Raw genomic sequence first — 14,043 nt, forward strand, 5'->3', positions numbered from 1 at the left:
GCACGGCCTACGCCCGCTCGGGCAGCATGGCCGGGACGAGGCCGTCCTTCTGGGCCCGGGCGATCTTGCCCGCCTTCGCCTCATGCGGCCGGCAGCCCCCACCGGGGGGCCGGTTCGTTGGGGGCGACGGGGCGGATGGTGAGGTCCGGGTCGTCACCGGCCGCGGTGATGAGCGCCGACTCACCCTTGCGGAGGGGGACGCGGATCTCGCCCTCGCCGGTCTGCTCGTACCTCATGGGCCGTCCCCGGCTGTCCCGGACTTCGACGGCTCCCACGATGCCGTGGCGTACGACGCACATGGCGCCCGCCTCGCTGGTGAGCCGCACCCAGCGGGTCGCGCCCTTCTCCCGTACCGCGCTGAGCAGGAAAGCACCCTGAGTACGGAAGTCGTGCACGGCCAGATCGCGCCAGACGGCGGGGAGAGCCGGGAACACCCTGATCGTGCCGCCCCAGGACTGGCACACCATGTCGTGCAGCGACTGGGCGGCGGACAGCGGGGTCTCGATGACCGGGCCCGACTCCTTGTACATGGTGTTGGGCTGGATGAAGCGTGTCATCAGTTGACCGAGATAGCCGAGCGCGTCGTCGCCCTTGCCGAGGAGCGCCGACATGGAGGCCGCACCGGTGAAGGTGTAACCCTGGAGGGCTCCTTCGAAGCCGACCCAGTGGGCGAGCGACCTCTCGATCAGCGCGCGCTCGTCCGCCGTCCGGCCCGTGACCTCGTACAGCGGATAGACGGCGAGCATGTGCGAGTAGTGGCGGTGTGACTTGGCGAACGGGACCCCGGCCCCGATCATGTAACCGTCGCCGTCCACCGGATACGGCGTGAGCCTGGCCAGCACCTCGCGCCAGCGGTCCGCCAACGGGTCCCGCCTGCCCAGCAGTTCGGCTGAGTCGAGGAGGGTTCGGCAGCCCCAGCGCAGCAGCATCAGGTCGTAGTTGCAGTCGGGCGCGTTGACCCCGTACTCGGGGGAGAAGGTCGCCGGGAGGTGCAGCCTGCCGTCGGTGCCGGGGGACAGGAAGTGCAGATAGTAGTTGACGGCCCTGCGCAGCAGCGGGAAGAGGACATCGCGCAGGATGGCCTCGTCCATGGTGTGCCGGTAGCTGAGCCAGACGTTGTGCAGTGCCCAGGTGAGGTTGCCGACCTCGGGGGTGGGCGGGTCCTGGCCGGGGATGCCGACGCCGTAGCCCAGATCTCCCGACGTGGCACCGCCGTTGACGAGCCGGGGGTCGGTGGTGCGCGGAATGCCGTACGAGTCCCCGCGGTAGGGAGCGGCGATCTCCGCACCCAGCTGATCCCGGAACTCGCTCAACGTGCGTGTGACGGCGTCGAGTTCGAGATGGTTGGAGCCGTGGATCAGCCAGTACTCAAGCTGGACGTTGAGGTTCCACCAGGTGTTGGGCCAGGGCGTCGGCTCCAGCCATGGCCCGGAGGTCGCCATCACCGGCGCGTCCTTGCGGGCCGCCGCCGCGACCTTGTAGAGCTGGAGCCAGTAGAAGCTCTGCAACCGGGCGTCGGGCAGCGACAGGAAGCCCTTTTGGTAGTAGCGCTGCCACCACGCGCGGTGGGGGAGCGCGTGCACGTCGTACGGAACGGCCCGAGCCGCCCGCACGGAGCGCAGCGCACGGTCACGGGCGGTGTTCGCCGGGTGGGAGTGCGCGACCGTCGCATAGAGGGTGCGCCTGCCGTGGCGGGCCACTTCCTGCCAGGCGGTGACATGCCGGCCGCCCGCGAGCAGCGGCTGTACGGCGGCGGTCATGTCCCCGTGTCGCTCGATCGTGGCCGGTGGATTGGCCACGTATCCCGGGGGGATGGGTTTGGACGCGGCGCGCGGGCTGATCGCCACGGCCGGGTGGAAGACCCAGCGAAAGCCGCGCTCTCCCTCGCTCGGCGTGATCTCGACGGCGAGCAGGTCGGTCGAGGAGTGTACGAAAGCGCGCAGCGTCAGGGAGCCCGCGGTGGTGGTGAGGGTGCCGGTCAGCTCGGCGTCGCGCAGCCGCAGCCGCCAGTCGAGGCCGGTGATGGTGCCGACGGGTTCCAGCGTGAAGTAACCGATCGGCAGCCGGGCGAGGCCGAAGAGCGAACCGAACTCCGGCCGGTGATCCTGGACTTCGGAGTGCTGGACATTGAAGCGGACGGCGTTCCCGCCCGGTTCGGCGTAGATGCCGGAGCCGAGGAAGCCGTTGCCGAGGAACGGGCCCTCGTACCAGGTCTTCGGCATCCGCTGCCATACCGGGTCGGCGTCGTCGAGGACGGCGCGCCAGGTGTCCGGGGATACCTGTGGTTCCATCGGCGCGTTCCGCGGTGATCCGGATTCCCGGGCGGGGGAAGCGGCCCGGGCCGGCACGGCCGTGCCGCCTCCCACGACCAGCGCGCCGCCCAACGCGGTGCCGGTAGCGATAAGGGCCCTTCTCGACGGATCTGGTGCGGTGGCCATGATGCCTCCCAGCGACTCATACAAAGATGACAAGATTGATCCGAGCTATCCCTTGAGGGCCCGAGTGCGTCCGGTGAAGGCCCGAGTGCGTCCGGGACGCCGCCGACGCCGGTCCTCCAGCTCGCGACGGCACGCGCCGCGGGGGACCGCGCTACTTCCGGAACACGCCTTGGCGATCGCAGCTGGTACGGCCCTGATACCAGTGGCACGCCACCGCCGCGAAGCCGCCGTTCGCGACCACCGGCACGGAAAGCTTCGCTTCACCGCGCAGCGTCCTGCCCTCGCGCACCAGGCCACCGGGACCGTCGGTGACCGTCTCCACCAGCCACTTGCCATGACCGAAGCGCAGCGGGACCTCGGCGGTGCGGGCCGCACCGGCGAAGGTGCCGCCGATGAACCAGCGTTCGCCGTCGCGCCGGGCCAGCACCGCGCTCTCGCCCGGGTCACCCGCCAGCAGTCTCGTCTCGTCCCAGGCCGCCGGGATCTGCTCCAGGAAACGCCGGGCCTCGGGTCGTTCGTCATACGACTCGGGCGTGCCCGCGAGGTTCTGAATGCCGGACTCGTAGAGCACGGAGAGCCCCAACTCGCCCGCGTCCGAAGCCGCGTTGGGACGTTCCGCGCGGTGGAACGCGCCCGGCGTGTAGTCCATCCCACCGATGACATTGCGGGTGAAGGGGAGCGTCGCCAGGTGCTCCGGGGTATTGGTCTTCTTCTCCTCGCCGTTGACGCCCTCCATCGTCATGACCTGCGGCCATGTGCGGTGAATTCCCTTGGGGATCGTCGAGCCGTGGAAGTTGACGAGGAGGCGGTGCTCCGCGGTCCCGGCCAGGATCGCGTCGTACCAGCGGAAGGTCTCCTGCGCCTCGGAGTCCATGAAGTCGATCTTCACGCCCTTGACGCCCCACTCCTGCAGCGTCGGCAGCCACCGCTCCCGCTCCTCGGGAGTGTCGAGGTCACGGTGGTGGATCCAGACCTGGATGCCGACGCCGTGCTCACGGCCGTACCGCACGAGCTCGGGCATCCAGCTGTTCGTCTGCCAGTCCGGATCGGTGACGTCCCACTCGTCCGGGTCGAAGTACCAGCCCGCGTCGACCACGGTGTACGGCCAGCCGCGCTGAGCCGCGTAGTCCACGTACGCCTTCTGCTTCTCCAGGCTCTGCCCGGCCGGCCGGCCTCCCGCGAGCCAGGTCCACAGCGCGGGTGCCGGCTTGATCCAGGAGGTGTCACGAACCTTCGAGGCGGGGGCGAGGTCGTCGACGAACGTGGACTCGGTGACGGTCGCCGGATCGCCGGTGATCACAGCACGCCAGGGGGTGGTGAGCGCCCCGTCGACCCGCACCCGCCCGTCCCAGAGTTTGACACGGTAGGTGGCCGACCCCGCGTCGTGCACCAGGCGCGCGCCCGAGTAGGTCCCGGTGAGATCGGACTCCGCGACCAGCGCGTAGCTGTCACCGGCCTTGAACAGCGCCTGCATCATGTACTCGCCGGCGGGGGCGCCGGCCGCGTCGTACCGGGCGAACAGATTCTCGTTGTCCTTCCGGTACTTGCCGAGCCAGGCCGCCGATCCGGCGGGCAGGGTGAACGCGGAGGTCTCACCGACCACATCGCCGGTGTCGGCGGGCAGGACATAGCGGTAGGCCACCCCGTCGCCGGAGACCCGCACGAGCAGATCGAGCCTGGCGCCGTCCGCGGTGCCGAAGCGGAAGCGCGCCTCAGTCATCCGGACATGGCGGGTGCGGTTCTTGCCGACGGTGGTGCGGTACGACTCGGAGACCTTACGGTCGCCGCGCCCGAGAAGGCGCAGCCCGGTGGAGAGGTCGGCTCTTTCCGTGACGATCCCGAGGGGAGAGGGCTCGATGACGGTCTGCCCGTCGTGGGTCACCTCCAGCGACGGGCTGCCGCTGGAGGGATCGAGTCTCAGTACGGCGCCGGGACCGTGCCCGGCATGCGCGGACGGGGCGGAGACCCGCCAGCCGGAGGGCCCGGCGCCGGCCGGCAGCGCGGCGACCAGCACTGCCACGAGCGCGAGACACAGCGTCAACACAGTGGTGCGGATACGGACATGGACCGCCATGCGGATCCACTCCTTCTCCAGTCATCGGATGAATCGGAGCGTGGCGGAGATTCAAGGGCCTGTCAATGAATCTGACGCGCAATTCATCGGGTGGCTGGGTGATTCCGCTTGATCACCTGTCACATGGACCCGCCTTGATCCCGGGGCATGCGCGGCGCCGACGCCGCGGGCTGATCACGGTGCCTTCCGTGCTGCGCGCGGGTCCGGCCCACGGTGTTGCCCATGGCCGCGCAAGCACATCACCACCCCAACTCCGCCGCCCCGCACGCTCGCTGGAAGGAGTGAAAAAGGTGTGGTCTGTCGTGAAGGCGAAGGTACCTGGGCAACTGACTTGTAACGGGCGCACGTTGTGCGTGGCGGCCCGTTCGTTGGCGGTAGTCGCCGCGCGACGTGGCTGGGGCCGTCCAGGATTGGGCGGCTGTCAGGTTGGAGGAAAGATGTCTGTGCAGACCATCACTCGCACCCGCGCGGTGCTCGCCGGATCGGCGGAGCGTGCCGCGGTGAACTCACTGATCGCCGAACCGGAGGCATCGGTCAGTGGCGCGCCCGTGTTCGCGCCGGAGGCCGCCGCGCTCCTGCTGGCCCTGCTTCTGCTGTCGCCCAAGGAGCCGACGGAGCCTCGCGAGAAGTAGACGCCGTAGGTGACGGAAGCTTCTCCGATGGTTCACAGAGAAAGGTGGGTTGCCGATGTCGCACGCGGGCTTCGCGCCGTCGGCTGACTATGCGGCGGCCGTGGACAGTCTGGCCGGACAGATTCTGGATGCCCTGCGGAACGTGAAGCACGTGCAGGGCCTGGCTGTTCATGTCGCGCGAGCGGCGGACACGCACGCGGCGTTGGCGGCGGTGCGGGTGCTGGGACCCGATGTCTTCGCACCCGCACTGCTCACCGGAATACCCTTCGGGCCGGCGGACCGGGAGGTGGTGGCCGAGGCGCTGCGTGTCTTCCCGCTGTCCCCTGATGATCCGCCCGAGGCCGTCCTTCTCGGCCGGGCGACGGCCACGTTGCTCGCCCGGTGCGAGGGGACGAGCGCCGCCGTGCCGGACAGGGGCGCGGCCCGGCCGGGCCCGGTGGCCGGATCCGGCCCGGTGGAGGCCGCGGACGGTGTCACGGCCGCGAGTGACCTGTCGGTACGTGACCTGTCGGTGCGTGACCTGTCGGTGGTGGAGACCGAAGGTGACTGGCGTGCCTGGGCGCAGTGGATGGCGCGGCTGTCACCGCTCGCGCTGCCCGACCTGGCGGGGCCGGTGTCCGAGCGGGCCGCCGACCGGACGCTCGATCTGAGCCGGGGGCTCACCCGCTCGATGCTGCGCCGCGACTACCCCACGGCCGCGCGGCTCGCCCGCTGGATCGCGCTGGCCCCGGGCGAGGTCGCCGTGCCGGGCATGGACATCGCCGCCGTAGTGACACACCTGGAGCTGTGCGGAGCGACCGGTGTCAGGACCGTCGTGAACACGGCGATCGCACGGCTGCTCATCGCCGAGCACCAGCAGCGGAAGGAGCACGGCACATGAGTACGACGTCGAACGGAGCGCCGGTGCCCGCCCGGCAGGTCGCGCACCTGATGGCCGCTCGCGCGCTGGGATGGCTGCACCACAACCTCGACCGCGCCGGGGTACCGCCGGACACCACGGCCGAACTCGCCGATCCCGACAGCGTCTACAAACCCCTCGGCGAATCGGCGCTGGCCGCCTCCCTGGTGCTGCGCGAAGGCATGGCCTCGTCGGGCGGCCGGCAGGCGGCCCGGGATCTCCTCGACTTCGCGTGGAAGCAATTGGGCTCCGGCGACCTGCTCTACGAGCGGCAACTGCGGTATCCGATGGTGACGGATCCGATGGAGCTGTATACCCACTTCGCGCGCGGCGGCCATCGGCACGAGCGCCTGGAGACGCTGATCGCGCACCTCGGCGGCCTCATGTCACAGCGGGGCGCGGAGATGCTGCCCAACCGCCGGCTGGCGGTGGCGAACGCGGCCAGGATCTCCGGGGTGGGTCGCCGTGCCGACTGGCGGGCGCTGCTCGACGCCACATGGCTGGGGCACACCCCCGAGCCGTGGATGATCGACTGGATGACGGCCTACTCCATGACCCACACCGTCTTCCACGCCACCGACTGGGGAGCACGACCGGACGGTCTGCCGCCCCGCGTGGGCGACTACCTGACCGCTTGGCTGCCGGTCTGGATGGATATCTGGCTGGAGATCCAGGAGTGGGACCTCGTCGCCGAACTGCTCATCGTCGACGGCTGCCTCCCTCGGCCGGGATGTGTGCCGGGAGTCTGGGAGCGGCTTGCCGAGGCCCAGCGTTCGGACGGTCTGCTGCCCCGCGACGGTCAGCCGGTGGACGAGGACCCCGACAACGCGTTCCGGGATCACCGCCACACGGCGGTCGTGGTGACCGTCGCAGGGACCCTGGCGTCGTCCCGCTACGGCGATGCCGCCCGCGCCTGACTCCGCCCGGCTGCCGCCCGGGCGACTGGAACCGGTCGCGAACGCCACGGGCGACCGGGCGGGCCTGGTGGTCGCGGCGTACGCGGCGGGCGAATCCGCCACGCTCTGCCGGGGGTTCACCGACCGCACCGGAACGGTCCCCGTCACCGACCGGACCCGCTTCGAACTCGGTTCGGTCACCAAGACGTTCACCTCGCTGCTGCTCGCCGACCTGGCGGTGCGGGGTTCGGTACGTCTCGACGAACGACTCGGCGACCGGATCCCGATCCGGTCGCTGCCACGGAGCGCCGTAGCCGCGGACATCACCCTGGAGCACCTGGCGACCCACACCTCCGGCCTGCCACGGCTCCCCCCGGGTCTGCTGTGGACCGCACTGCCCTCGTGGACCACGAACCCGTACCGGGCCTTCCCGCCGGACGCGCTGCTGGACTCCCTGGCCGCCAGCCGACTGCGGCACACCCCCGGCACACGGGTGCGCTACTCCAACTTCGGCGTCGGCCTGCTCGGCGGCCTGCTCACCGAGCGGGCCGCCACCAGCTACGGCGCGCTGCTTCACGCACATGTACTGGAGCCGCTGGCCCTGACCGACACCACCGCCGACCCCGCCGAACCCCAGGCCACCGGCCACTGGCACGGCCGCCCGCGGCCGCCCTTCCTCATCCCCGCGATGCCCGCCGCCGGCGCCCTTCGCTCCAGCGCCCGGGACCTGCTGCGCTACCTGCGCGGCCTCATCGCCCCGCACACCGCCGCACCGCCCGGGGACCCGCTGAATCTCGCCCTGCACGAGGTGACCCGCCCCCGCCGCCGCGCCCCCGGCGGCCCGGAACTGTGTCTCGCCTGGACCAGGCGCGCGCGGCCCGGCCGCGCCCCCGCTCTGTACTTCCACTCCGGCGCCACCCGCGGCTTCACCGCCTTCATCGGCTTCAGCCAGGACCCGGCGGTCGCCGTCGTAGCCCTGACGAACACCGCGCCCGGCCTGCACAGCCGATTAGTCCAGGCCGCGTACCAGCTGCTCCGGGACCTCGCCCGCGAAGATCGACCGGAGAGGTTCTAGTTGTCCCGACGGCCCAGTCCCAGTGCCTCCCGTCCCGCGTAGCGGGCCCGGGCGCCCAGTTCCTCCTCGATGCGCACGAGCTGGTTGTACTTGGCGGTGCGGTCGGCGCGGGAGAGCGAACCCGTCTTGATCTGGCCGCAGCCGGTGGCAACGGCGAGGTCGGCGATAGTGGTGTCCTCGGTCTCGCCCGAGCGGTGGGACATGACGACGGTGTAGCCGGCGCGGTGGGCGGTGGCGACGGTGGCCAGGGTCTCCGTCAGGGTGCCGATCTGGTTGACCTTCACCAGAATCGAGTTGGCGATGCCGTCGCGGATCCCCGCCCGCAGCAGGGCTTCGTTGGTGCAGAAGACGTCGTCGCCGGTGAGCTGGCAGCGGTCGCCGAGCCGGGTCGTGAGCAGCCGCCAGCCGTCCTGATCGTCCTCGGCCATCGGGTCCTCGATGGAGGCGATGGGGTGGCGGTCGACCAGTGCGGCGAGATAGTCGGCGTGCTCGGCGGGGCCGCGGCGTACGCCTTCCCCCGTGTAGTCGTAGACGCCGTCGCGGTAGAACTCCGAAGAGGCCGGGTCCATGACGACGGTGATGTCAGTGCCGGGCTTGTAACCGGTGCGTTCGACAGCTCGTACGACGAAGTCCAGAGCCTCGTCGGCGGTGCGCAGGTCGGGGGCGAAGCCACCCTCGTCGCCCACGTTCACGCTGTGGCCGGCGGCGAGGAGGTCACGGCGCAGGGTGTGGAAGACCTCCGAGCCCATCCGGACGGCCTCGGCGAAGGTGGCCGCGCCGATCGGAGCGATCATGAACTCCTGGAAGTCGAGCGGATTGTCGGCGTGGGCGCCGCCGTTGACGATGTTCATCATCGGCACCGGCAGCAGGCGGGCGTCGACCCCGCCCACGTAGCGGTACAGCGGCAGGCGGTGGGCGGCCGCGGCGGCCTTCGCGGTGGCCAGGGAGACACCGAGGACCGCGTTCGCGCCGAGCACTGATTTATCCGGCGTGCCGTCCACCTCGATGAGCGTTGCGTCGACCGTTGCCTGGTCCTCGGCGTGGAGCCCGACGACGGCATCCGTGATGGTGTCGTTGACGGCGTCGACAGCGCGCCGCACTCCCTTGCCGTGGAAGCGGGCGGGATCACCGTCGCGCAGCTCCACCGCCTCGCGGGCGCCGGTGGAGGCCCCGGATGGTACGGCCGCACGGCCGAGCGATCCGTCCGACAGTTCGACGTCGACCTCGACGGTGGGGTTGCCCCGGCTGTCGAGGATCTCTCGGCCGACGACTCGGCTGATAGCGGTCACCTTGCTGCTCCTCACGTTCGGCTGTACGACGACGGATTTAAGTTCCGTCGAGAAACAAAGTGAGTCTCGAAAGGGAACTTACTATGGGCGGATGAGAATGCACAACGCTGACGAGACCTGCGGTATCGCCCAGGCGGCCGTCGTCCTGGGGGACTGGTGGAACGTCCTGGTCCTGCGGGAGATCGTGCGCGGCCACGTCCGCTTCGACGCGCTGGCCACCGAGATCGGGCTCTCCCGCAAGGTCCTCACCGAACGGCTCGGCCGGCTCGTCGCCCTGGGAGTGCTGCGCCGCGGCCTCTACCAGCGACGTCCGGTCCGCTACGAGTATCTGCTGACGGACGCCGGGCGCGCGCTGCTGCCGGTGCTGGTGGCCATGCAGGACTGGGGCGACCGCTGGGTGCTGGGCGACGGCTCCCCTGCCGCCACGGCGGTTGAGGGCGGCGCGGAGCACGCTCGCGCGCACGCGCTGTCGGGCACCCGGGTGCCCGACGGGCTTGTCCTGCCGGCCACGGACGGCGCCGACCGTGATGTGGTGAGCCCGGAGGGAGTGACCGTGCTGTTCGCCTACCCCGGCACAGGCGTCGAGTGGGAGGAGCCGATCCCGGGTGCCGACGGCTGCGCGCTGGAGAATCGTCTGTTCGGCGACGCCTGGCTCCAGTGCCGACGGGCAGGCGTGGAGCTGCGCGGCACGAGTACGCAGCTGCCCCGGGAACAGGCCGAGTTCGCCCGCGCCGAGTCGGTCCCGTACCCGTTGCTCTCCGACGCGCGGCACCACCTGGCCGCGGCCCTGCGGCTGCCCATGTTCCACGGCGTGGGCCGGCTGCGGCACAAACGGCTGATCCTCGTCATCGACGCGGAGCGGACCGTACGCCATGTGCTGTTCCCGGTCCTCGACATCCCCCGGGCGGTCGAACAGAGCCTGAGCCTGGCCGTGGCGTGCGCCCGGACAGCGTGACCGCGTATCCGGCCGAACGGGCCCGTCGTCAGGGACGGTTGGTGAGGTAGCCGCCCATGGAGGTGAAGTACTCGGCCGCGGGCAGTTCCTGGCCGTCCTCCGTCCGTACGCGGGTGATGGCCAGGCCGTGGTTGCGGCCGGTGCGGGCGTCCGCGCCGGCGACTATCACCACGCCGTCGCCTTCGCGGTAGAAGACGCGGCCGGGTGTGCCCCCGTAGCGACCCTCCGAAACGACCGCGGTCAGGACCTCCAGACGCTTGCCCCTGTGGAAGGTGAAGGCGCTCGGATACGGCGCGGACTGGGCGCGGACCAGGCGCTCCAGGGCGTCGGCGGGCCAGTCCCAGTTGATCCGGATGTCCGCCTCGGACCGCTTGTGGAAGAAGCTGGCCTGGGAGCGGTCCTGCTTGGTGAACTCGGTCTGCCCGGAGGCGATCAGGTCCAGGGCGCCGACCGTGACGGGGGCGATGAGGTCGACGGTCTTGTGGAACAGGTCGGTGGCGGTGTCCGTGGGCCCCACCGTCACCGCGCGCTGGTCCACGATGTCGCCCGCGTCGAGCACTTCATCCATCATGTGGGCCGTGACGCCGACTTCCCGCTCTCCGTTGATGAGGGCCCAGATCAGCGGTGAGAAGCCGGCGTACTTCGGCAGCAGCGAGTCGTGGATGTTCAGCGTGCCGAACCGGGGAAGGCCATAGATCCTCGGCGGGATCCACGTACGCCAGTTGTTGGCCACGATGATGTCCGGGTCGGCCTCCTTGAGCCGCTGAAGCAGCTCCTCGTCGTCCGGCCTGCTGCGGATGATGACGGGGACGCCGTGTTCCTCCGCCAGGTCGGCGACCGAGTCGCTCCAGATCTTCTCGTAGGCGTGCTCGCTCTTGGGGTGCGTCACGACCATCACCACGTCGTGCTCGGAGTCCAGGAGTGCTCGCAGGGTGCGGTGCCCCCAGGTCTGGTAACCGAACATGACGACCCGCATGGGGTTCCTCCTCAGAAAAGCGAATGATCGCAGCAAGTAAAGCAAGGCTTACCTAAGGATGCAACGGGCTTCGGGCTCAGGTCCGTTGAGCGACGAGGTCTGCCGTCCGCCCGATTCGTCCTGTCGACAGGCCGACCCAGGTCAGGTTAGCTTTACCTAAGTTCGACTGGCCGGCGTGCACGGCGGGCTCGGCGTCTCGTTTCCTTTCACCCACGCCTGACAGGCGGCTGTCCCGCACGATGGGAGTGACATGTCACAGGTTCTTCCTGGCGACACACCTTTGATCCATGACCTCATAGGAATCGGCTTCGGGCCGTCCAATGTGGCCATGGCGATCGCGCTCAGCGAGCACAACGCGAGTGTCGGGAGGCAGGAGGCGGTCACTGCCCACTTCTTCGAGTCCCAGCCGAACTTCGGCTGGCACCGCGGCATGCTGATCGACGACGCGACGATGCAGGTGTCTTTCCTCAAGGACCTGGTGACGCTGCGCAACCCGTCCAGCGAGTACACATTCCTGCGGTACCTGCAGAGCAAGGGCCGGCTGATCGACTTCGTCAACCACAAGAACCTCTTCCCGCTTCGCGTCGAGTTCCACGACTACTTCGAGTGGGCCGCGGCGAAGGTCGACGACATGGTCTCCTACGGCCACGAGGTCATCGCCGTCGCCCCCGTCGTACGCGACGGAGTGGTGGAATACCTCGACGTGACGGCCCGCTCAGGGGCGGAGACGGTGGTCCACCGCGCCCGCAACCTCGTCATCGGCACGGGCCTGCGCCCCCTCATGCCGGAGGGCGTCGAGCGGTCCGACCGTGTCTGGCACAATTCCGACCTCCTCGCGAAGGTGGACAGCCTGGAGGGCGCCGACCCCGCTCGCTTCATCGTGGTCGGCGCCGGCCAGAGTGCCGCCGAGAACGTGGCGTACCTGCACCGTCGTTTCCCGAGCGCCGAGGTCTGCGCCGTCTTCTCCCGTTACGGCTACAGCCCCGCCGACGACAGCAGCTTCGCCAACCGCATCTTCGATCCCGAGGCGGTCGACGAGTACTTCACGGCCCCCGACGACATCAAGCGCAGGCTGATGGACTACCACGGGAACACCAACTACTCCGTCGTGGACATCGACCTGATCGACGACCTGTACCGACAGTCGTACCAGGAGAAGGTCCTGGGCACCGAGCGACTGCGGTTCCTCAACATCTCCCGGCTGACCGCCGTCGAGGAGGTCCAGGACCAGGTCCGCGCCACCGTCACGTCCCTGGTGACCGGCGAGGAGGCGGTGCTCGACGCCGACGTCGTGGTCCTCGCCACCGGCTACAGCCAGGCAGACCCCCTCGGTCTCCTCGGCGAGGTAGCGAAGAGCTGCCACCGCGACGACCAGGGCCGTGTCCGCGTCGAGCGGGACTACCGCATCACGACGGACCCTGAACTGCGTTGCGGTATCTACCTCCAGGGCGGCACCGAGCACACGCACGGCATCACGTCGTCCCTGCTGTCCAACACCGCGATCAGGGTCGGCGAGATCCGGGACTCCATCCTCGACCGCGGTCCGGAGCGCGCCCGGGGCGAGTCCCGGCCGGTCGCCGACGGCATCGGCTCCGTCCGCTGAGGACTCCTTCGTCCCCAAGAGCCCTCGCTGAGAGCCCTCGTCAAGAACCCTCCCCGGCCAAGCTTCCCCACCGCCACGCCCCGCCCTGTGGCGCCGTCGTACGCGACGGGCGTGGCACGCACCGAGCAATCCCCGCGAAAGGAACATCCGTGTCCACTGGTACGCCCCCCGTTCTGACGCGTTTCGTCAGACATCTCCCCCGTGTGGCCGTCGCCACGGTCGCCGCACTCGCTCTGTCCGCCTGTGGGGGCGGTACCGACAACGCCGGGTCCAAGCCCTCGGGTGAGGCGAGCAGCACGTCGGCCGCCTTCCCGGTGACGGTGGAGCACAAGTACGGCAGTACGACCATCGAGGCCGAGCCGAAGAGGGTGGTCACCCTGGGCCTGTCGGACCAGGACGCGGTTCTGGCGCTCGGTGTCAAGCCGGTCGGAGCGGTGGACTGGTTCAAGGAGCAGCCGTACGGCAAGTGGCCCTGGACGAAGGACAAGTGGGGGTCCACGAAGCCGGAGATCGTCGGTGAGCGTGACGAGTACAACATCGAGAAGATCGTGGCGCTGAAGCCGGACCTGGTCGTCGCGCAGTACTCGGGGATGAAGAAGGAGCAGTACGACACGCTCTCGAAGTTCACCAAGGTCGTGGCCCAGCCCAAGGGCCTGCCCGACTACGGGGCGTCCTGGCAGGTGATGACCCGGCAGATCGGCAAGTCCCTCGGCAAGGAAGCGGAGAGCGAGAAGCTGATCGCCGGCATCGACGCGCGCTTCAAGGCCGTGCGCGACAAGCACCCGGAGTTCGCCGACAAGACCCTCGCCGTCGCCGACAGCTTCGAGGCCGGCAAGTACTCGGGGTTCACGAAGACCGACCCGAAGGCGATCTTCTTCTCCGAGCTCGGTTTCAAGCTGAAGCCCGAGATCGACACTCTGGCGAAGCCGGGCTGGAACGTCGCCGAACTGAGCGCCGAGAAGCTGAACGTGCTCGACGTCGACCGTCTCGTCTGGGTCACCTCCAGCACCGAGGCCAACGACCGCATCAAGGCCGAGCCGCTGTACCGGAAGCTGAAGGTCCACCAGGAGAAGCGCGACCTGTTCGTGCCCTACCAGAACCCGGACATCGGCGCGGCCTTCTCCTTCAACACCGTCCTCTCGATCCCGTACGCCATCGACGAGGTCGAGCCGCTGATCGCGGCCATCAAGTAAGCGCCGGTCCAACG

11 protein-coding genes are annotated in these 14,043 nt (G+C 69.6%); 7 read left to right on the forward strand and 4 right to left on the reverse strand.

Annotation, left to right across the window (positions count from 1 at the left end; all coding sequences use genetic code 11):
• Window positions 1–80: 80 nt before the first annotated feature.
• Together ACFRMN_RS26620 and ACFRMN_RS26625 are read right to left on the reverse strand one after the other, a co-directional pair.
• The gene (locus ACFRMN_RS26620) at window positions 81–2,291 is read right to left on the reverse strand and encodes a glycoside hydrolase family 95-like protein (RefSeq protein ID WP_383023565.1); all 2,211 of its coding nucleotides are present in this window, start codon (window positions 2,289–2,291) and stop codon (window positions 81–83) included.
• 298 nt (window positions 2,292–2,589) lie between these two features.
• Window positions 2,590–4,512: a glycoside hydrolase family 97 catalytic domain-containing protein gene (locus ACFRMN_RS26625; RefSeq protein WP_383023568.1), complete on the reverse strand. Its 1,923-nt coding sequence runs from the start codon at window positions 4,510–4,512 to the stop codon at window positions 2,590–2,592.
• Window positions 4,513–4,949: 437 nt separating this feature from the next.
• Here ACFRMN_RS26625 and ACFRMN_RS26630 point away from each other — a divergent pair, with 437 nt between their 5' ends.
• From ACFRMN_RS26630 to ACFRMN_RS26645, 4 genes are read left to right on the forward strand one after another with little or no spacing between them, the layout of a single operon-like run.
• Window positions 4,950–5,144 (forward strand): hypothetical protein, encoded by a 195-nt coding sequence (locus ACFRMN_RS26630; protein WP_383023571.1) that lies wholly within the window; start codon window positions 4,950–4,952, stop codon window positions 5,142–5,144.
• A 55-nt stretch (window positions 5,145–5,199) separates the two neighbouring features.
• The gene (locus ACFRMN_RS26635; protein ID WP_383023573.1) at window positions 5,200–6,024 is read left to right on the forward strand and encodes a hypothetical protein; all 825 of its coding nucleotides are present in this window, start codon (window positions 5,200–5,202) and stop codon (window positions 6,022–6,024) included.
• Window positions 6,021–6,959 (forward strand): DUF6895 family protein, encoded by a 939-nt coding sequence (locus ACFRMN_RS26640; RefSeq protein ID WP_383023576.1) that lies wholly within the window; start codon window positions 6,021–6,023, stop codon window positions 6,957–6,959. The genes ACFRMN_RS26635 and ACFRMN_RS26640 overlap by 4 nt, the downstream gene beginning before the upstream one ends.
• Window positions 6,943–8,013 carry a serine hydrolase domain-containing protein gene (locus ACFRMN_RS26645; protein ID WP_383023579.1) on the forward strand — a complete coding sequence of 357 codons (1,071 nt, stop codon included), beginning with the start codon at window positions 6,943–6,945 and terminating at the stop codon, window positions 8,011–8,013. The genes ACFRMN_RS26640 and ACFRMN_RS26645 overlap by 17 nt, the downstream gene beginning before the upstream one ends.
• On the opposite strand, the gene eno is transcribed toward ACFRMN_RS26645, so the two are convergent.
• Window positions 8,010–9,302 (reverse strand): phosphopyruvate hydratase, encoded by a 1,293-nt coding sequence (gene eno, locus ACFRMN_RS26650; protein ID WP_383023581.1) that lies wholly within the window; start codon window positions 9,300–9,302, stop codon window positions 8,010–8,012. The genes ACFRMN_RS26645 and eno overlap by 4 nt on opposite strands.
• A gap of 91 nt (window positions 9,303–9,393) precedes the next feature.
• On the opposite strand from eno, the gene ACFRMN_RS26655 reads away from it, so the two are divergent.
• Entirely contained in the window at window positions 9,394–10,257 is an 864-nt protein-coding gene (locus ACFRMN_RS26655; protein ID WP_383023584.1) for a winged helix-turn-helix transcriptional regulator, read from the forward strand.
• Window positions 10,258–10,285: 28 nt separating this feature from the next.
• Here ACFRMN_RS26655 and ACFRMN_RS26660 read toward each other — a convergent pair whose 3' ends face one another.
• The gene (locus ACFRMN_RS26660; protein ID WP_383023587.1) at window positions 10,286–11,233 is read right to left on the reverse strand and encodes a methionyl-tRNA formyltransferase; all 948 of its coding nucleotides are present in this window, start codon (window positions 11,231–11,233) and stop codon (window positions 10,286–10,288) included.
• Between the two features lie 250 nt (window positions 11,234–11,483).
• On the opposite strand from ACFRMN_RS26660, the gene ACFRMN_RS26665 reads away from it, so the two are divergent.
• Entirely contained in the window at window positions 11,484–12,836 is a 1,353-nt protein-coding gene (locus tag ACFRMN_RS26665; protein ID WP_383023591.1) for a lysine N(6)-hydroxylase/L-ornithine N(5)-oxygenase family protein, read from the forward strand.
• Between the two features lie 149 nt (window positions 12,837–12,985).
• Window positions 12,986–14,029, forward strand: coding sequence for an iron-siderophore ABC transporter substrate-binding protein (locus tag ACFRMN_RS26670; protein WP_383023593.1), 1,044 nt, complete (start codon window positions 12,986–12,988; stop codon window positions 14,027–14,029).
• Window positions 14,030–14,043 lie beyond the last annotated feature (14 nt).

This window comes from Streptomyces sp. NPDC056835 (genome assembly GCF_042789485.1).
Classification (GTDB): Bacteria; Actinomycetota; Actinomycetes; order Streptomycetales; family Streptomycetaceae; genus Streptomyces.